The organism is Pseudomonas sp. WP18, from assembly GCF_036689585.1.
GTDB lineage: Bacteria > Pseudomonadota > Gammaproteobacteria > Pseudomonadales > Pseudomonadaceae > Aquipseudomonas > Aquipseudomonas chlororaphis_E.
In genome coordinates this window covers 5297501-5316150 of the sequence record NZ_CP144758.1, presented here as the reverse complement: position 1 = coordinate 5316150, position 18650 = coordinate 5297501, and the positions used below count along the sequence as shown (strand labels likewise).

At 62.0% G+C, this 18650-nt stretch carries 20 protein-coding genes (1 of these 20 cut by a window edge); 14 read left to right on the top strand and 6 right to left on the bottom strand.

Annotation, left to right across the window (positions count from 1 at the left end):
* Positions 1–60 precede the first annotated feature (60 nt).
* Positions 61–504: an RNA polymerase-binding protein DksA gene (gene dksA / locus V5F23_RS23640; RefSeq protein WP_003205639.1), complete on the bottom strand. Its 444-nt coding sequence runs from the start codon at positions 502–504 to the stop codon at positions 61–63.
* A gap of 366 nt (positions 505–870) precedes the next feature.
* Between dksA and V5F23_RS23635 the strand changes: the two genes are divergently transcribed.
* Positions 871–2043, top strand: a complete 1173-nt coding sequence (locus V5F23_RS23635) for a pyridoxal phosphate-dependent aminotransferase (RefSeq protein ID WP_042728789.1) — start codon at positions 871–873, stop codon at positions 2041–2043.
* Positions 2043–2798 carry a DNA/RNA nuclease SfsA gene (gene sfsA, locus V5F23_RS23630; RefSeq protein WP_042728788.1) on the top strand — a complete coding sequence of 252 codons (756 nt, stop codon included), beginning with the start codon at positions 2043–2045 and terminating at the stop codon, positions 2796–2798. The genes V5F23_RS23635 and sfsA overlap by 1 nt, the downstream gene beginning before the upstream one ends.
* On the opposite strand, the gene V5F23_RS23625 is transcribed toward sfsA, so the two are convergent.
* A complete protein-coding gene (locus tag V5F23_RS23625; protein WP_212803040.1) occupies positions 2754–3071 on the bottom strand; it encodes a Rieske (2Fe-2S) protein in 318 nt (105 codons plus the stop codon). The two genes, sfsA and V5F23_RS23625, sit on opposite strands and share 45 nt — an antisense overlap.
* A 275-nt stretch (positions 3072–3346) precedes the next feature.
* Between V5F23_RS23625 and V5F23_RS23620 the strand changes: the two genes are divergently transcribed.
* Genes V5F23_RS23620 through V5F23_RS23610 form a run of 3 tightly spaced genes read left to right on the top strand, consistent with a single transcriptional unit; the run spans position 3347 to position 5967 of the window.
* Positions 3347–4330, top strand: coding sequence for an iron ABC transporter permease (locus V5F23_RS23620; RefSeq protein WP_162489262.1), 984 nt, complete (start codon positions 3347–3349; stop codon positions 4328–4330).
* Positions 4330–5097 carry a heme ABC transporter ATP-binding protein gene (locus V5F23_RS23615; protein ID WP_212803039.1) on the top strand — a complete coding sequence of 256 codons (768 nt, stop codon included), beginning with the start codon at positions 4330–4332 and terminating at the stop codon, positions 5095–5097. The genes V5F23_RS23620 and V5F23_RS23615 overlap by 1 nt, the downstream gene beginning before the upstream one ends.
* A gap of 21 nt (positions 5098–5118) precedes the next feature.
* The gene (locus V5F23_RS23610; protein WP_199925085.1) at positions 5119–5967 is read left to right on the top strand and encodes a ChaN family lipoprotein; all 849 of its coding nucleotides are present in this window, start codon (positions 5119–5121) and stop codon (positions 5965–5967) included.
* A 210-nt stretch (positions 5968–6177) separates the two neighbouring features.
* Here the strand turns inward: V5F23_RS23610 and V5F23_RS23605 are convergent, their stop codons facing one another.
* The 3 genes from V5F23_RS23605 to V5F23_RS23595 all read right to left on the bottom strand — a co-directional run bounded on the left by V5F23_RS23605 (position 6178) and on the right by V5F23_RS23595 (position 8682).
* Positions 6178–6450, bottom strand: coding sequence for a TfoX/Sxy family protein (locus tag V5F23_RS23605; protein ID WP_042728783.1), 273 nt, complete (start codon positions 6448–6450; stop codon positions 6178–6180).
* 242 nt (positions 6451–6692) lie between these two features.
* The gene (locus V5F23_RS23600) at positions 6693–7034 is read right to left on the bottom strand and encodes a pentapeptide repeat-containing protein (protein WP_042728782.1); all 342 of its coding nucleotides are present in this window, start codon (positions 7032–7034) and stop codon (positions 6693–6695) included.
* Between the two features lie 91 nt (positions 7035–7125).
* A complete protein-coding gene (locus V5F23_RS23595) occupies positions 7126–8682 on the bottom strand; it encodes a bifunctional aminoglycoside phosphotransferase/ATP-binding protein (RefSeq protein WP_042728781.1) in 1557 nt (518 codons plus the stop codon).
* A gap of 141 nt (positions 8683–8823) precedes the next feature.
* Here V5F23_RS23595 and mrcB point away from each other — a divergent pair, with 141 nt between their 5' ends.
* The 3 genes from mrcB to V5F23_RS23580 are packed head-to-tail and all read left to right on the top strand — an operon-like array spanning position 8824 to position 12207.
* A complete protein-coding gene (mrcB, locus tag V5F23_RS23590) occupies positions 8824–11142 on the top strand; it encodes a penicillin-binding protein 1B (RefSeq protein WP_042728780.1) in 2319 nt (772 codons plus the stop codon).
* 16 nt (positions 11143–11158) lie between these two features.
* On the top strand, positions 11159–11878 hold the full coding sequence (locus V5F23_RS23585) for a lipoprotein (protein WP_042728779.1): 720 nt from the start codon (positions 11159–11161) through the stop codon (positions 11876–11878).
* Positions 11878–12207 (top strand): YqcC family protein, encoded by a 330-nt coding sequence (locus V5F23_RS23580; protein ID WP_212803037.1) that lies wholly within the window; start codon positions 11878–11880, stop codon positions 12205–12207. Before V5F23_RS23585 ends, V5F23_RS23580 begins: the two co-directional genes overlap by 1 nt.
* A gap of 6 nt (positions 12208–12213) precedes the next feature.
* On the opposite strand, the gene V5F23_RS23575 is transcribed toward V5F23_RS23580, so the two are convergent.
* Complete coding sequence (locus tag V5F23_RS23575) at positions 12214–12633, bottom strand: DUF4124 domain-containing protein (protein ID WP_080922029.1); 420 nt, start codon at positions 12631–12633, stop codon at positions 12214–12216.
* A gap of 406 nt (positions 12634–13039) precedes the next feature.
* Here V5F23_RS23575 and V5F23_RS23570 point away from each other — a divergent pair, with 406 nt between their 5' ends.
* The 6 genes from V5F23_RS23570 to msrQ form a co-directional block, all read left to right on the top strand.
* Positions 13040–14764, top strand: a complete 1725-nt coding sequence (locus V5F23_RS23570; protein ID WP_042728800.1) for an acetolactate synthase 3 large subunit — start codon at positions 13040–13042, stop codon at positions 14762–14764.
* 2 nt (positions 14765–14766) lie between these two features.
* A complete protein-coding gene (ilvN, locus tag V5F23_RS23565; protein WP_003205610.1) occupies positions 14767–15258 on the top strand; it encodes an acetolactate synthase small subunit in 492 nt (163 codons plus the stop codon).
* Positions 15259–15303: 45 nt separating this feature from the next.
* Positions 15304–16320, top strand: coding sequence for a ketol-acid reductoisomerase (gene ilvC / locus V5F23_RS23560; RefSeq protein WP_042728776.1), 1017 nt, complete (start codon positions 15304–15306; stop codon positions 16318–16320).
* Between the two features lie 145 nt (positions 16321–16465).
* Positions 16466–17311: a CDP-diacylglycerol--serine O-phosphatidyltransferase gene (pssA, locus tag V5F23_RS23555; RefSeq protein ID WP_047736269.1), complete on the top strand. Its 846-nt coding sequence runs from the start codon at positions 16466–16468 to the stop codon at positions 17309–17311.
* A gap of 75 nt (positions 17312–17386) precedes the next feature.
* Positions 17387–18400, top strand: coding sequence for a protein-methionine-sulfoxide reductase catalytic subunit MsrP (gene msrP / locus V5F23_RS23550; RefSeq protein WP_338496757.1), 1014 nt, complete (start codon positions 17387–17389; stop codon positions 18398–18400).
* Positions 18400–18650, top strand: the beginning of a protein-coding gene (gene msrQ / locus V5F23_RS23545) for a protein-methionine-sulfoxide reductase heme-binding subunit MsrQ (RefSeq protein ID WP_123579610.1). 370 nt of this gene lie beyond the right edge of the window; the window shows 251 of its 621 coding nt (coding positions 1–251); the start codon lies at positions 18400–18402; its stop codon lies beyond the right edge, outside the window. Before msrP ends, msrQ begins: the two co-directional genes overlap by 1 nt.

The following is an 18650-nucleotide window of genomic DNA, read 5'->3' as shown; positions in this document are numbered from 1 at the left end:
GTTTCAGAAACAAAAAACGGAGCGTATGAACGCTCCGTTTTTCTGTAACAGCCCGGGCAATTACTTGCCGACCTGTTTTTCCTTGATTTCAGCCAGGGTCTTGCAATCGATGCACAGGTCGGCGGTCGGTCGGGCTTCCAGGCGGCGAATGCCGATCTCGATGCCGCAGGACTCGCACCAACCGTATTCTTCGTCTTCGATCAGTTGCAGGGTCTTGTCGATTTTCTTGATGAGCTTGCGCTCACGGTCACGGGCGCGCAGTTCGAGGCTGAATTCTTCTTCCTGGCTGGCACGGTCGGCCGGGTCGGGGAAGTTGGCCGCTTCGTCTTTCATGTGATCCACGGTGCGATCGACTTCTTGCATCAAGTCCTGTTTCCACTTGTTCAGGATCTTGGTGAAGTGCGCGCGCATGGGGGCGCCCATGTACTCTTCGCCCGCTTGCGGGACGTACGGCTCAAACCCGCTGAGCGACTGGTTTTGATTCTGCTTTGCTTGGGTGGGCATGAATGGACCGCCTCTACTCTTGTAATCCACTACGCAGGATTGCTCCATCACCGACACCTGCCGGCCCTGCGGCTGCAAGCGGGCGAACTTACCAGATCGAATCGGGCCGCGCTACTCCCGGTTGTCGAGCCTGCGGCGGGCGGGCTTCGTAGCCCAGGGTCGGGTTCGGTTCGGTGTGGATGTAATCCTGCTCAATGCTTGATTCTAGGCTATGTACAGCCTAGTCAAGCCTGGGCCAATCGCCGGAGTCATTTCCTGCAATCCACGGCCTCAGACCGCTGCGGGTTCGCGTGCGTTCCGCAGTTGCTTCTGACTTGAGGGGAGAGTTGGGTAGAATCGGTTCTTTTTTACCTTGAAGGAAGGCTAATGCCTCAGCCCTACAGTGCGCGCAGCCGCGCCATCGAACCTTTCCATGTGATGGCGCTGCTGGCCCGCGCCAACGAGCTGCAGGCGGCGGGGCACGACGTCATTCACCTGGAGATCGGCGAGCCGGACTTCACCACCGCCGAGCCGATCATCCAGGCCGGCCAGGCGGCGTTGGCCGCGGGCAAGACCCGCTACACCGCGGCCCGTGGGATCCCCGAGTTGCGCGAGGCCATCGCCGGTTTCTATGGCCAGCGCTATGGCGTGCAGATCGACCCGCGGCGCATCCTGGTGACGCCGGGCGGCTCGGGCGCGTTGTTGCTCGCCAGTGCCCTGCTGGTGGACCCGGGCAAGCATTGGCTGCTGGCCGACCCCGGCTATCCGTGCAACCGTCACTTCCTGCGGCTGGTGGAGGGCGCGGCGCAGCTGGTGCCGGTGGGCCCGGAGGTGCGTTATCAATTGACCCCGGACCTGGTGGATCGCTACTGGGACCAGGACAGCGTCGGCGCGTTGGTGGCATCGCCGGCCAACCCGACCGGGACGATCCTTTCCCGGGATGAACTGGCGGGCTTGTCCAAGGCCATCAAGGCGCACAACGGCCACCTGGTGGTGGACGAGATCTATCACGGCCTGACCTACGGCACCGATGCCGCCAGCGTGCTGGAAGTGGATGACGACGCCTTTGTCCTGAATAGTTTTTCCAAGTATTTCGGCATGACCGGTTGGCGGCTCGGCTGGCTGGTGGCGCCCTCGGCGGCCGTCAGCGAGCTGGAAAAGCTCGCGCAGAACCTTTACATCAGCGCCCCGAGCATGGCCCAGCACGCGGCCCTGGCTTGCTTTGAACCGGCCACCATCGAGATCTTCGAGCAACGTCGGGCCGAGTTTGCGTTACGCCGCGATTTCCTCCTGCCGGCCTTGCGGGCGTTGGGCTTCGGCATTGCCGTGGAGCCGGAAGGGGCGTTCTACCTCTACGCCGATATCAGCGCCTTCGGCGGCGACGCGTTCGCGTTCTGCCAACACTTCCTGGAAACCGAACACGTGGCCTTCACCCCGGGTCTGGATTTTGGCCGCTATCAAGCCGGCCATCACGTGCGCTTCGCCTACACCCAGAGCCTGGGACGACTCCAGGAAGCGGTGGCGCGAATCGAACGTGGACTGCGGAGCTGGCAAGGCTGATGCGTTTCTCTCCTGCGTTAGAAGAAGGTCGCCTGATTCGACGTTACAAGCGTTTTCTCGCTGATATCGAGACCGTTCAGGGCGAACTGCTCACTATTCATTGTCCGAACACCGGCTCGATGCTCAATTGCATGGCGCCTGGTGCACGCGTTTGGTTCAGCCGCTCCAACGACCCCAAGCGCAAGTTGCCGGGCACCTGGGAACTAGGCGAGACCCCTCAGGGACGGCTCGCCTGCATTAATACGGCGCGGGCCAACACCCTGGTCGAGGAAGCCCTGCGCGCCGGGGTCATCAGTGAACTGAACGGGTTCATCGGGCTCAAGCGCGAAGTGGCCTATGGTCAGGAAAACAGCCGTATCGATTTTCGGCTGGACTACGAACAGGGCTCGGCCTGGGTCGAAGTCAAAAGTGTGACGTTGGGGTTCGACGACACCCCGGTGGCGGCGTTTCCCGATGCGGTGACCCAGCGTGGGGCCAAGCATCTGCGCGAGCTGGCCAGCCTGGCCCGGCAAGGTATACGGGCGGTGCAATTGTATTGCGTGAACCTGAGCGGGATCGAAGCGGTGCGTCCGGCGCACGAAATCGATCCGGCGTACGCCGCCGCGCTGCGTGAAGCGATTGCGGCGGGGGTGCAGGTGCTGGCCTACGGCGTCACGCTGACGCCTGAGCAGATGTGGGTGGACCGACCGTTGCCGGTGCTGTCGGCCCCGTTAGAGCTCGACCCAGAGACCTTGCTCGTCCTCCCGGCTGTCTAGCGCCGTCAGGAATTGGCCGGCACACGGACCGGCCACGCATTCGCCGTTCTCGATCAGGAACAAGGCGCCGTGGGTGGCGCAGTGGATCAGGCTGGCGCTGGGGTCGAGGAACTGGTCCGGTTGCCATTCCAGCGGCACGCCGCGGTGCGGGCAGCGATTGACGTAAACGTAGGCCTGGCCTGCGCGGCGCACGGCCATCACCTTGCGTCCATCGAGGTCGAAGCCGCGGCTGCCGTTGTCGGGCAGTTCGGCGCTGTAACATAGAAACTTCATGGGTGTCTCTACACATCGGTGGGAGAGCCCCGAGGCGGGCGCGAGCCTGCGAAGGGTTCAAGCTTGACGGTCAAATGAAAGCAATCATCAAATGGCGCCTTCTCGCGGATGGCTGAGGATACTTGCCCTGACCAGTTCATGCTCGGTCCCCTTTACAACTTCTTTGAGGAAGCCGCCTGATGCGTCTGAGTAACCGCGTGGCTGCGCTCTTCGCCAGCCCGGGCGCCGCAGTGCTCAAGCCGCGAAGCCTGTTCGTCGGCTTGGGCCTGTTGTGCCTGCTGGCGACCTGGCTGTCCCTGGCCTTGGGGTCGGTGAGCCTGCCACTGCTCGACACGGTGCGGGCGGCGTTGCGGTTATCGGGGCTGCCGGTGTCGGCCGATGGCCTGGAGCAGGCTGAGCTGATCCTCGGCCAGATTCGTTTGCCACGCACCTTGCTGGGCCTGACGGTGGGCGGGGTGTTGGCATTGTCTGGCGTGGCGATGCAGGGGTTGTTCCGCAATCCACTGGCCGATCCGGGGCTGGTGGGGGTCTCCAGTGGCGCTGCACTGGGCGCCGCGTTCGCCATTGTCGGCGGTTCGGCGCTGGGCGGAGTCCCGCAAGCGTTCAGCCCCTATGTACTGTCACTGTGTGCGTTCCTGGGTGGGCTCGGGGTCACGGCGCTGGTGTATCGCCTGGGGCGGCGCAACGGCCAGGCGCATGTGGCGACCATGCTGTTGGCAGGCATTGCCCTGACCGCGCTGTCGGGATCGGCCGTGGGCCTGTTCACCTACCTGGCGGACGATGCGACCCTGCGCACCCTGGCGTTCTGGAACCTGGGCAGTCTCAACGGCGCCAGCTACGCCAGGCTGTGGCCATTGCTCCTGGTCAGCACGGGCGTGGCGCTTTGGTTGCCGCGTCGGGCGCAGGCGCTCAATGCATTGTTGCTGGGAGAGTCCGAGGCCGCTCACCTGGGTGTTGACGTCGAACGGCTCAAGCGCGAACTGGTGTTCTGCACGGCCCTGGGTGTGGGCGCGGCGGTGGCGGCGGCCGGCCTGATCGGGTTCGTTGGATTGGTGGTGCCGCACCTGGTCCGATTGCTGGCGGGGCCCGACCATCGGGTGTTGCTGCCCGCCTCCGTGCTGGCGGGGGCGAGCCTGCTGCTGTTCGCCGACCTGGTGGCACGCCTGGTCCTGGCTCCGGCAGAGCTGCCGATAGGGATCGTCACTGCCTTTATCGGCGCGCCGTTCTTCCTTTATTTATTGCTGCGAGGGCGCGCCTGATGTTGCGAGCGCAGAACCTGCAGGTCCAGCGTGGCAAGCACACCGTGTTGACCGACATCGACCTGCGGCTAAACCCCGGCGAAGTGCTCGGTGTGCTCGGGCCCAACGGTGCCGGTAAAAGTAGCTTGCTGGCCGGCCTGTGTGGCGACTTGCGCCCGACCCAGGGACAGGTCTGGCTGGATGATCGACCGCTGGCCCAATGGGAGGGCCCCGAGCGCGCGCGACGCCTGGCGGTCTTGCCACAGTCCTCGACCCTGGATTTTGCCTTCCGGGTCGAAGAGGTGGTCGGTCTGGGTCGCCTGCCGCATCAAACGGGGCGCGTGCGGGACGGGCAGGTCGTCGCTGCGGCGCTGCAAGCGGCCGACGCCTCGCACCTGCACGGGCGCAGTTACCTGGCGTTGTCCGGCGGCGAGCGCCAGCGTGTGCACCTGGCGCGGGTACTGGCGCAGTTGTGGCCGGGTGAGGTGGGGCAGGTCCTGCTGCTGGACGAGCCAACGTCCATGCTCGATCCATTGCATCAGCACACCCTCCTGCAAGCGGTGCGCGGGTTTGCCGATCGCGGCGCCGCCGTACTGGTGATCCTGCATGACCTGAACCTGGCGGCGCGCTACTGTGATCGCCTGTTGCTGCTTGCGTCGGGGCAGTCGGTTGCCATGGGCATCCCCCAAGAGGTACTGCGCCCGGATTCGCTCAAGGCCGTGTTCGGCCTGGAAGTTCTCGTGCAACCCCATCCGGAGCGCGGGCACCCGTTGATCATTGCCCGTTGAGGGCCTGTCGAGGATATGGACATGCGCCTGATTCTGCTGCTTGCACTGAGCATCCTGGCGGCCTGCCAGAGTGTCGCACCGCCCCCGGTCAGCGGGCGAATCGTGGATTTGCACAGCGGCCAGGCCGTGACGCCCCAGAGGTTGGTCGAGCGCCTGGCAGTGGCGCCGCGGGTGGTGGTGGGCGAGCAGCACGACAACCGCGACCATCACACGCTGCAGCGCTGGTTGCTCCAGGCTTTGGGCGCAGAGCGGGCCCAAGGCAGTCTGTTGCTGGAAATGCTGACCCCGTCGCAGCAGCCACGGGTGGATGCGCTCCGCCAACGATCCACAATGCCCAACGACCTGCCCGCCGTCCTGGCTTGGTCGCCGGGTTGGGATTGGAGCCTGTATGGGCCCGTCGTCGAGTTTGCCCTGGCACAGCGCTACCCGTTGCTGGCCGCCAATCTGGATGCCACCGAAATCCAGCGATTCTATCGGCAGCCGCCGGCCTTGCAGGGCGATCGCAGCAATGCGGTTGCCGTGAAAGACGTGTTATTGGGGCAGATCCGCGAGTCCCATTGCGGCCTGCTGCCGGAATCGCAAATGCCGGCGATGCTGGCGGTGCAGCAACAGCGTGACCGGCGCATGGCCGAACGCCTGCTGCAAGCGCCGACGCCCGCATTGTTGTTGGCGGGTGCCTGGCACGGGCGAAAGGACCTCGGCGTACCGTTGCACATGCTGGACCTGGGCGCCGATGAAGCGCCGATCGTTCTGATGCTGGCCGAGGAGGGCAGCGACGTGACCCCGGCCATGGCCGATTACGTGTGGTACACCCCGGCCACTGCGTCACAGGATTACTGTGCGCAGATGCGTGAACAGTCCGAAAGGTGATTTTTGCGGGCAAAAAAAGACCCGGCAAAAGCCGGGTCAAATAACCGTGATTAGCCTGATGAGGAGATATCTGAGAGTCCGAACCAAGGGCTGTTCAAATATCGACCAGTCTCGCGACCGGATGTGGTAATCATAGCGATTCTCATTACCATGTCAAACATTGTTTCGTGATTCGCTGAAATTACCCTGCAACGAGGTGCGAAGAGGCCGTCAGGACTTGTGCCGTGTCGTCATGGCGTCCAGCTGTTTATTGAGGGCTTCCTTGCGTTCGGCGGGAACGTCATTCCAGTGCACGTCCAGCAACGCGCCCTCGATCGCATACAGCAATACCTTGGAAGCCCGGAAACCGCGGGTGCGCACGGCGCGATAAGCATCCACCGCACCGAGCCGGCGCAGATCCGAGGCACTGTGGATGCCCACGGCGTGCAGCCACTGGGCTGATGTCTTGCCCAGATTCTTCAGGTGTTGCAGTTCATCATTCATCGAGCCTCCTTGCGACGGCCGATCGGTGCGGTGGGCAAGCTTCTGAGCAGTGTAGCGGTCAGTAGGAAAAGCGTGATTCTTTGGTGGGATTAGTTGCGAAAGCTTCTAAGGCATTACGCACGATCGAGGCGGCAACAAGCCTGTTTCAGCGCAGGCGGGGGCGCTGGAAGGGGGGACCAGGGAACGAGCCTGCTCGCGAAGGCGCCAGCAACACTGACACCCCATCGGGAGCAGCCCTGTCGTCAACGGGTGCGGTAGCGCAATCGGGTGCCGAAGTTCATCGACATCAGGATCTCGTCCGCGGACAACTCGGGCGGGAAGTAGGCACCGGATATTTGCGCGTGGGCCAGGCTCGCGCCCTCCAGCGATGCCTTGCGGAAGTCGATCCCGCGCAGATCGGCAGATCGGAAGTAAGCGTCGGTGAAATCCACGTCGTCTGCGTTCAGTTCGCGCAGGTCAAGGCCACGAAAATCGCCGCCACGCATGTCGACCGGACCCTGCGGACGCTCGCTGTTGAAGCCGGCGATATCGTCTTTGCGCAGCAAGGCGTACAGCGGGGTATTGAGAAGCTTGGGAAGGCTCATGTCACATCACCTGTTGGTTTTATGACGCCAGTATAGTGCCACTATTTGGCGGCCGTGAAGCCGAGCGTCGCTTCACGGCCGAAATAGTTTTCTACAGGCCTGGCAGGCGTTGGCGGATCTGCGCGACCACGACGTCGAGTGTCCCGCTTTCGTTGGTCTGGACCCGTTTGCTGCAAAGGATTTCCGCTGGAGTAAGGGCTTCCCGGTTGGCTTGCTGGGCAGCGATGACGGCCAGGTTCGCATCGGAAGGGTCGTTCTGGTCGGCCTGGCGCTGCGCCAGCCAGCTTTCGATCACTGCCTGCGGTGCATTGCAGTCAAGGATCAGGAACGGAGCGCCCGTGGCTTCGGCGATTTTCGCGGCGGCATCGCGCTGGTCACGCTTGAGGTAGGTCGCGTCGATCACCACGGGGAAGCCGGCGCGCAGGATGACGTCGGCGATTTCATGCAGGCGGCCGTAAGTGGCGCTGCTGGCGTCGCTGCTATAGATGCCGGCCTGTGGATCGTTGGGCACTTGCTGCTCGCCGAACAGGCGCTTGCGCTCTACGTCCGAGCGCAGGCGAATGGCGCCCAGGGCTTCGACCAGGCGCATGGCGACGTGGCTTTTGCCGACTGCCGAAACACCGTGGGTAATGGCCAGGAAGCGTGAAGGAATGGTGCTGTAGCTTTCGGCCAGGTTGGCGTAGTTGCGGTACTGGCGCAGGGTGGTGGCGCGCTGCACTGGATCGGCTTCGGCCGGCATGCTGAACAGTGCGATCTTGGCGCGCACCAGGGCGCGGTAGGCTTTATAGAAGTTCAGCAGTTCCAGCCCGTGGTAGTCGCCGGTCAGTTCCAGGTACTGGCTGATGAAGCGTCGCGCCAGCGACTTGAGGCCACGGTCCTCCAGGTCCATCGCCAGGAACGCGGTGTCGCCGTAGACGTCGGTGAAGCGGAACGGCTCGTTGAATTCGATGCAGTCGAAAATCACCACCTTGGCGTCGATCACCGTGGCGTTGCCCAGGTGGATGTCGCCATGGCATTCGCGGATGAAGCCTTCGGCCTTGCGCTGGATGAACAGTGGCTTGAGGCGCTCGAAACTGCTGTCGGCCCACGCTTGCAGGGCTTCGAGTTGCAGCAGATCGGCCTTGTCGCTGAGGAACGGGCGAATCTGTTCGAAGTTCTGGCTCACCGGGGCCATCACGCTCTCCGGGGTGCCGGCGGCGTTATCGGCCGGGACTTTGGGTGTAGAGAGATGGAACTGGGCGATCTGCGCGGCCATTTCGTCGATGTGCGCGGTGGTCAGCTCGCCATTGGCTTGCAGCGTGCTGAGCAGTTGGCTCTGCGGGAACTGGCGCATTTTCAGCGCGTACTCGATGACCGGCCCGTCGCCACCCAGTTGAGGGGCTTCGGCGCTGCCGGTCACAGGCAGCACTTCCAGGTACAGGTCTTGGGTCAGGCGTTGGTTCAGCCGCAGTTCTTCGCCGCAAAAATGCTTGCGCGCCTCGAGGCTGGTGAAGTCGAGGAAACCGAAGTTGACCGGTTTCTTGAATTTGTAGGCGTAGGGCCCGGTGAGCAATACCCAGGAAATATGCGTCTCGATGACCTGAAACCCTTCGACGGGATGCGGGTAGAGGGCCGGGTTTTGCAGGGCAGCGATCAGGGACTGGCTCACGGGCGATCCTTCAGAGTCTGGGAAAATTCACGGCCGTCATTATGGCGGCAAGTGTCGTGAACGCAAACAGGCTGGCCTGGGTGCCAAGCGGGGCCATCGGGCTCATGTTGAACCGTAGCAAAGTGCGTATAATCCGCCGCCATGACTCGTACTCGATCCCCCCGAACCCCCAAGAAACCACCCGCCAGCCGCCTTCGGCCCTGGCTGGGCTGGGCCCTTAAACTAAGCCTGGTCGGCCTCGTCGTGCTCGCCGGTTTCGCGGTCTACCTCGATGCCGTGGTCCAGGAGAAGTTCTCCGGCAAGCGCTGGACCATCCCGGCCAAGGTCTACGCCAGGCCGCTGGAGCTGTTCGTCGGACAGAAGCTGAGCCGCGACGACTTCCTGACTGAACTCGATGCCCTGGGCTATCGCCGCGAAAGCGTCGCCAATGGCCCGGGCGCGGCCTCGGTCAATGGCAATACCGTCGACCTCAACACCCGTGGCTTCCAGTTCTATGAAGGCATGGAGCAACCGCAGCCGGTGCGGGTGCGTTTTTCCGGTGACTACGTCGCGGCGCTGACCGGCGCCAATAACGCCAGCCTGTCGGTGGTGCGTCTCGAACCGCTGCTGATCGGCGGCCTGTACCCCAAGAACCTGGAAGACCGGATCCTGATCAAGATCGACCAGGTGCCACCGTTCCTGCTCGATACGCTGATCGCCGTCGAAGACCGTGATTTCTACCATCACTTTGGCGTCTCGCCCAAGTCGATTGCCCGCGCCGTCTGGGTCAACACGTCCTCGGGCCATATGCGTCAGGGTGGCAGTACCTTGACCCAGCAGTTGGTCAAGAACTTCTACCTGACCAACGAACGCAGCCTCACCCGCAAGCTCACCGAAGCCATGATGGCGCTGCTGTTGGAGCTGCATTACGACAAGCAGGAGATTCTCGAGGCCTACCTCAACGAGGTCTTCATCGGCCAGGACGGTCAGCGCGCCGTGCACGGTTTTGGTCTCGCCAGCCAGTTCTTCTTCAGCCAGCCGTTGTCCGAGCTCAAGCTGCACCAGGTGGCGTTGCTGGTGGGCATGGTCAAGGGGCCGTCTTCCTACAACCCGCGGCGTTACCCGGAACGCGCCCTCGAGCGGCGCAACCTGGTGCTCGACCTGTTGCAGCAGCAAGGCGTGGCGACGGCCGAGCAAGTGGAGGCCGCGAAGAAGATGCCGCTGGGCGTGACCAAGCGTGGCAGCCTGGCGGACAGCTCGTTCCCCGGCTTCATGGACCTGGTCAAACGCCAGTTGCGTGAAGACTACCGAGACGAGGACTTGACCGAAGAAGGGCTGCGAATTTTCACCAGCTTCGACCCGATCCTGCAGATGAAGGCCGAGGCATCGGTGGATGACACCTTCAAGCGCCTCGGCGCGCGCAAGGGCGCCGATGAAGTCGAAGCCGCCATGGTCGTGACCAACCCGGAAACCGGTGAAGTCCAGGCCATGATCGGCAGTCGCCAGGCCAGTTTCGCCGGTTTTAACCGGGCACTGGATGCGGTCCGCCCGATTGGCTCGCTGATCAAGCCGGCGGTGTACCTCACCGCCCTGGAAAAACCCAGCCAGTACACGCTGACCAGTTGGCTGTCGGACGAGGCGTTTTCGGTCAAGGGCGCCGATGGCCAGGTCTGGAAGCCGCAGAACTACGACCGGCGTTCCCACGGCACGGTCTTCCTCTATCAGGGGCTGGCGCATTCCTACAACCTGTCAACCGCTCGCCTGGGCCTTGAAGTCGGCGTGCCGAACGTGCTCAAGACCGTCGCGCGCCTGGGAGTGAGCCGCGAATTGCCGGCCTTCCCATCGATGCTGCTGGGGGCGGGCGGCCTTACGCCGATTGAAGTGGCAGCGATGTACCAGACGCTGGCCAACGGCGGCTTCAACACGCCGATGCGCGGGATTCGCAGTGTGCTGACTGCCGATGGCGAACCGCTCAAGCGCTATCCGTTCCAGATCCAGCAACGGTTCGATCCGGCGTCCATCTACCTGATCCAGAGCGCGATGCAGCGGGTCATGCGCGAAGGCACCGGCAGCTCGGTCTATAACGTGTTGCCCCGGACCCTGACCCTGGCCGGCAAGACCGGTACCAGTAACGATTCGCGTGACAGTTGGTTCGCCGGTTTCAGCCAGGATCTGCTGGCGGTGGTCTGGCTCGGCCGCGACGACAATGGCAAGACCCCGTTTACCGGTGCCACCGGCGCGCTCCAGGTCTGGACCAGTTTCATGCGCAAGGCCGACCCGTTGCCGCTGGACATGCCGCAACCGGACAATATCGTCCAGGCCTGGGTGGATTCGCGTACGGGCCAAGGCTCCGACGCCAATTGCCCGGGTGCGGTACAGATGCCGTATATTCGCGGCAGCGAGCCTCCACCCGGTGCTGCTTGTGGTAGCCAGAATCCTGCCGAATCGGTGATGGATTGGGTCAAGGACTGGATGAATTAAGCAAAGAGGGTTTCAAGTGAACAAGTGGTTGATTCCAGCGGTAACGGCCGTGGCTTTGCTCAGTGGTTGCTCTACCGTACAGCGCGGCTCGATTCCGGTCGTTGATTCCGGCACGGCGGTGTCCAACAGCGAGCGCGTGTCGGCCAATGGCGGTTTCCGGCAGACGACGGTGAAACGTCCGACCCAGGGCCAGGCCCAGGCGATTCCCCAAGGCGACTCCGGTGTCGTCGTGATGATTCCAGGTGGCGGTGCCACGACCTCGGCTCCGATCAGCAGCACGCCGATCACGCCAGGACCGATCACGCCGGGGCCTATCGAGACGTCGCCGATCAACCAGGGCAGCTACAGCATGCCTTCGACGCCGAACAGTATCCCGTCGGCCAGCTCGGGTGGCTTGTCCGCCGATGAACAGCTGGACGGTCCGGTGCTGGCGCTGTTGACCACGGCGCAACAGCAACAGGCCGGTGGTGACCTCAACGGTGCGTCGTCGAGCCTTGAGCGTGCCCAGCGTGTTGCGCCGCGTGAGCCACAGGTCCTGTATCGCCTGGCCCAGGTGCGCATGGCCCAAGGCGACGCGCCGCAAGCCGAGCAGCTTGCCCGTCGTGGCCTGACCTTCACCAGCGGTCGTCCGGCACTTCAGGCCAGTCTGTGGGAGTTGATCGCTCAGGCCCGTGAGAAACAAGGCGATCCAGCTGGCGCGGCCCTGGCCCGTCAGAAGGCCAAGGTCTCGCTCTGATGGATACGCGTTTTCCCCAAATCGCCGATCAGCTTCTGCTGATCGAGCGGGAGCTGCGGGTCCAGGGCTGGTGGAGCGAGCAGTCGCCCTCGGCCGAAGCACTGGCCAGTGTCGAGCCATTCGCGGTCGACACCCTGGACTTCGAGCAGTGGCTGCAATGGATCTTTCTGCCACGCATGAAAGCCATCCTGGAAAACGACCTGCCGCTGCCCAACGCCTCCGGCATTCTGGCGATGGCGGAGATGGTCTATGCCCAGCGCCCGGGGCAGGGCACCGAGTTGCAGCGGCTGCTGTCGCAGTTCGACCAGTTGATCAGCCGCGCCAGCTGACCTTCTTCACTGGCAGTTTTCCTCTATCTGCTTGCGGGTCTCATCGATCCGCTGGCGCCGCTGTTCGTCGCTGAGGCGGCGCATTTCACCTTCCACGTCCTCCCGTACCCTCGGGTTGTTCTGCAGTTGCGCCAGGTTGGTCCGGGCCTGCTCGCAGAACGCCTTGAGCTGGGCTTCCTGCTCGGCGACCTGTTTCTTGACCTGTTGATCGATCGCCTTCTGGTCGCCAACGACCCCACCTGACGGCGGCGACGCAGCCTTGGCGGGCGCAGGTGGGGTGGATTTGATCATGGTTGCGGCTTGCTCGCCTTCGGGCGGCTGGGCACTGAAATGGGTAACGCCCTGGGCGTCCACCCATTTATAGACCTGGCCGGCCACGCAGATTGGGCTCAGGCCAACCAGCAGGCTGGCCGTCAAGAAGAACATTCGCATGCTGTTTCCTTGTCATGGGTTGCGCAATTGAAGCTAACACAGTTGCCGTTTATAGGTTTTTTCTTGCGTTCTCATGCGCTTACTTCGAATAAAGCACATTGACGTCTTGACTTGCAGAGGGCGAAACAGAAGAATCCAAAGTCCGCTGTAGAGGGACTGCCAGAAGCAGGCCCACTCGGCAGATCATGAGGCGCACATCCGCGCCGACCTGTTACACCCGCAACGCGTTACCTCGCGCTGGGTGGGAAAGGCCCGCAACACTTGGGACGATCCCAATACTTGCTCAGTCAGTGCTGACGTAGTCGGCGACCACCGTCGCTCATGCTCTGCCGAGAAGTAAACCTATTAAGACCCGTCCCCTTTCGTGGGCCGGTATTCTGGCGTTTTAGAGGTGAACAACGTGGAGCTTTTATCTGGCGGTGAGATGCTCGTCCGCTTTTTGCGCGACGAAGGCGTCAAATATATCTATGGGTACCCGGGTGGTGCTCTTCTTCATGTCTATGATGCCCTGTTCAAAGAGCCGGAAGTGACCCACATCCTGGTTCGTCACGAGCAAGCGGCGACCCACATGGCTGACGGCTATGCCCGTGCCACCGGCAAGGCCGGCGTGGTGTTGGTGACTTCCGGTCCAGGCGCCACGAACGCCATCACCGGTATCGCCACCGCCTACATGGACTCCATCCCGATGGTGATCATCTCCGGTCAGGTGCCCAGCACCATGGTCGGCACCGATGCGTTCCAGGAAACCGACATGATCGGCATCTCCCGGCCGATCGTGAAGCACAGCTTCATGATCAAGCACGCGTCGGAAATCCCTGAGGTCATGAAGAAGGCCTTCTACCTGGCTGAATCCGGTCGTCCAGGCCCGGTCGTGGTCGACGTGCCGAAAGACATGACCAACCCGGCCGAGAAGTTCGAATACATCTTCCCGAAGAAAGCCAAGCTGCGCTCCTACAGCCCGGCCGTACGCGGTCACTCCGGGCAGATCCGCAAGGCAGCCGAAATGCTCCTGGCGGCCAAGCGTCCCGTTTTGTATTCGGGTGGCGGCGTGATCCTCGGTGGTGGCTCCGCGCCGCTGACCGAACTGGCGAAAATGCTCAACCTGCCGGTGACCAATACGCTGATGGGCCTGGGCGCGTTTCCGGGCACCGATCGCCAGTTCATCGGCATGCTCGGCATGCACGGCAGCTACACCGCCAACCTGGCGATGCACCATGCCGACGTGATCCTGGCTGTGGGTGCGCGCTTCGATGACCGTGTCATCAACGGTGCGTCGAAGTTCTGCCCGAACGCCAAGATCATCCATATCGACATCGACCCGGCTTCCATCTCCAAGACCATCAAGGCAGACGTGCCTATCGTCGGTCCCGTAGAGAGCGTGCTGACCGAAATGGTCGCCATCCTCAAGGAAATCGGCGAGACCCCGAACAAGGAAGCGCTGGCCAGTTGGTGGAAGCAGGTCGATGAATGGCGCGGCGATCGCGGACTGTTCCCTTACGACAAGGGCGACGGTAGCGTGATCAAGCCGCAGACCGTGATCGAAACCCTCTGCGAAGTCACCAAGGGCGATGCCTTCGTGACCTCCGACGTGGGCCAGCACCAGATGTTCGCTGCGCAGTACTACAAGTTCAACAAGCCCAACCGCTGGATCAACTCCGGCGGCCTGGGCACCATGGGCTTCGGTTTCCCGGCGGCCATGGGCATCCAGTTGAGCTTCCCGGATGCCGACGTCGCCTGCGTCACCGGCGAGGGCAGCATCCAGATGAACATCCAGGAACTGTCCACCTGCCTGCAATACGGCTTGCCGGTGAAGATCGTGATCCTGAACAACGGTGTACTGGGTATGGTTCGCCAGTGGCAGGACATGAGCTACGGCAGCCGTCACTCGCATTCCTACATGGAATCGCTGCCTGACTTCGTCAAGCTGGCAGAGGCCTATGGTCACGTCGGCGTACGCATTACCGAGTCGAAAGACTTGAAGACGAAAATGGAGGAAGCGTTCGCCATGAAGGATCGCCTGGTGGTGATCGATATTGCGGTCGACACCAGCGAGCACGTCTACCCGATGCAGATCAAAGACGGCTCCATGCGCGATATGTGGCTGAGCAAGACGGAGCGTACCTAATCATGCGACATATTATTTCCCTGCTTCTGGAAAACGAACCGGGTGCGCTGTCTCGTGTTGTGGGCCTGTTCTCACAGCGCAACTACAACATCGAAAGCCTGACCGTGGCGCCAACCGAGGACCCGACCCTGTCGCGTCTGACGCTGACCACTGTCGGGCACGATGAGATCATCGAGCAGATCACCAAGAACCTGAACAAGCTGATCGAGGTGGTCAAGCTGGTGGACCTGTCGGAAAGTGCTCACATCGAGCGCGAACTGATGCTGGTCAAGGTCAAGGCCACCGGCGCCCAGCGCGCCGAGATCAAACGCACTACCGATATTTATCGTGGGCAGATCGTCGATGTCAGCGCCAGCGTCTATACCGTTCAATTGACCGGTACCAGCGACAAGCTCGACAGCTTCATCCAGTCGATCGGCACTGCCTCGATTCTGGAAACCGTACGCAGTGGTGTCACCGGGATTGCCCGTGGCGACAAAGTACTGAGCATCTAAACCAAATTAGCGAATGGCCTGAACGGCCGGATAGAGAGGAAATTCATGAAAGTTTTCTACGATAAAGACTGCGACCTGTCGATCATCCAGGGCAAGAAAGTCGCCATCATCGGCTACGGTTCCCAGGGCCACGCGCAAGCTTGCAACCTGAAAGACTCCGGCGTTGACGTGACCGTCGGCCTGCGTAAAGGCTCGTCCACCGTTGCCAAGGCAGAAGCCCATGGCCTGAAAGTGGCTGACGTGGCTTCCGCCGTTGCCGCTGCCGACCTGGTAATGATCCTGACCCCGGACGAATTCCAGGGCGCGCTGTACCGCGACGAGATCGAGCCGAACATCAAGAAAGGCGCAACCCTGGCCTTCTCCCACGGCTTCTCGATCCACTACAACCAGGTCGTGCCGCGTGCCGACCTCGACGTGATCATGATCGCGCCGAAGGCACCGGGCCACACCGTGCGTTCCGAGTTCGTGAAGGGCGGCGGTATCCCTGACCTGATCGCGATCTACCAGGACGCTTCGGGCAACGCCAAGAATGTCGCTCTGTCCTACGCGGCAGGTGTGGGTGGCGGTCGTACCGGCATCATCGAAACCACCTTCAAGGACGAGACCGAAACCGACCTGTTCGGCGAACAAGCCGTTCTGTGCGGCGGTACCGTCGAACTGGTGAAAGCCGGTTTCGAAACCCTGGTCGAAGCGGGCTACGCGCCAGAAATGGCTTACTTCGAGTGCCTGCACGAACTGAAGCTGATCGTTGACCTCATGTACGAAGGCGGTATCGCCAACATGAACTACTCGATCTCCAACAACGCCGAATACGGCGAGTACGTGACCGGTCCGGAAGTGATCAACGCCGAATCCCGTCAGGCCATGCGCAACGCCCTGAAACGTATTCAGGACGGCGAATACGCCAAGATGTTCATCAGCGAAGGGGCTACCGGCTATCCTTCGATGACCGCCAAGCGTCGTAACAACGCTGCGCACGGTATCGAAATCATCGGTGAGCAACTGCGCTCGATGATGCCGTGGATCAGCGCCAACAAGATCGTCGACAAAGCCAAGAACTAAGTCGCGAGCTTGATCGAAAAAACGCGGCCTCGGCCGCGTTTTTTCGTTTGGGCGATGGCTTCTGGTATAAAGCTGCATCGTTTGCGGCCGAACCGTCGTCCCAGACGCCTGTCGAATTTTTTCACACCGTTGCAAGGTACTGTCCATGAGCGAACGCCCCGACGAGCCAAACCAGGCTCCTGACGCCGAAAGCCTGCTGCCCATCGATGAGCACATCGAAGAAGGCCATGACGCTGAAGGCCGTAAGGTCCGGCATCGTGGCATCTATCTGTTGCCGAATCTGTTTACCACTGCGAACCTCTTCGCCGGCTTCTATTCCATCATCAACTCCATGAGTGCCCAGGCGGCATTGAGTGCCGGCGACAGCGTGGGGGCGAGCCGCTATTTCGCTTTCGCCGCCATTGCTATCTTTGTCGCCATGGTGCTCGATGGCCTGGACGGGCGCGTGGCCCGCATGACCAACACCCAAAGCGCATTCGGCGCCGAATATGACTCCCTGTCCGACATGGTCGCCTTCGGCGTGGCGCCGGCCTTGCTGGCGTTTGGTTGGGCGTTGGGAGACATGGGCAAGGTCGGCTGGATGGTCGCCTTCATCTATGTGGCGGGTGCGGCGTTGCGCCTGGCGCGTTTCAATACCCAGGTAGGCAAGGCGGACAAGCGCTACTTCATCGGGCTCGCCAGCCCGGCCGCTGCGGGCGTGGTAGCGGGCGTCGTCTGGGCGTTCAGCGATTACGGCATACAGGGTTCGAAGATGTCGTTCCTCGTCGCGCTGCTGGTGGCGGCGGCCGGGATGCTGATGGTCAGCAACATCAAGTACAACAGCTTCAAGGAGCTGGACCTGAAGGGGCGCGTGCCATTCGTTGCGATTTTGGCGGTCGTGCTGGTGTTCGCGGTGGTCTTCAGTGATCCGCCACGCATCCTGCTGCTGATCTTCCTCGCCTACGCGGCCTCCGGTCCGGTTCAGTATTTGTTGCGTCTTCGCCGACGCTAAACGTTGCCTTAATGTAATTTCCCCCATACTCCGCAGTCTATTGGTGCAACTGCCCTCCAATACTGCGGAGTTGTCATGCTGATCAAGATCCCCAAGTCGTCCGACTGCCGTGAATCGGACGTCACGCCCGAATCCTTCTATCTTTCCCGTCGCCAGGTACTCGGTGCATCCATGGCCGGGCTGGCCGTAAGCAGCCTGCCACGCTGGGCGAGTGCTGCCGACGCCGCACGTTATGCCGAGGTCGAGCCCGGCAAGGCGCCATCGTGGTTTACCGAGAAACTGCCGTCTATCCAATGGGGGGCGGTGACCGTCAAGAACGAAACCATCACCCCGTTCAAGGATGCAACCCACTACAACAACTTCTACGAGTTCGGCACCGACAAGGGTGACCCGGCCGCCAATGCCGGTTCCTTGAAAACCGAACCCTGGAGCGTGGTAGTGGATGGCGAGGTCGGCAAGCCGGGGCGCTATGCGTTGGAAGACTTCATGAAGCCCTATCAACTGGAGGAGCGGATCTATCGATTGCGCTGTGTCGAGGCGTGGTCAATGGTCATCCCGTGGATTGGCTTTCCCATCTCTGCGTTGCTCAAGCAGGTCGAGCCTACTTCCAAGGCTAAATACATCCGTTTCGAAACCTTGCAGGACCCTAAGGTGATGCCGGGGCAGCGTTCCGGTTTTGCCCTGATCGACTGGCCTTATGTGGAAGGGCTGCGACTGGACGAGGCGATGAATCCTCTGGCCATCCTGGCAGTCGGGATGTATGGCCGCGAACTGCCCAATCAGAATGGTGCGCCTCTGCGGTTGGTGGTGCCGTGGAAGTACGGCTTCAAGAGTGTGAAGTCGATCGTGCGCATCAGCCTGGTGAGCGAGCAGCCGAAGACCACCTGGCAGAGCATTGCGGCCGATGAGTACGGCTTCTATGCCAACGTCAACCCGACGGTCGACCATCCGCGCTGGACCCAGGCCCATGAGCGTCGGTTGCCGAGCGGGCTGTTCAGTCCCAATGTTCGCGATACCTTGATGTTCAATGGTTACCAGGACGAGGTGGCCTCCCTGTATGCAGGGATGGACTTGAGGAAGGACTACTGATGCGTTTTCCAGTGTGGCGGGTGGGTGTCTTCCTTGCGGCGGCGGTCTGGCCGTTGGCCTGGCTTTACCAGGCGTTGATGAATGCGCTGGGACCTGATCCCGGCAAGGTGCTGGTGGACAGGCTTGGGCTGGGCACGCTGATCCTCTTGTTGATCACCTTGAGCATGACTCCGCTGCAGAAGCTGACCGGCTGGGCGGGGTGGATGGCGGTCAGGCGTCAGTTGGGGTTGTGGTGTTTCACTTATGTCGT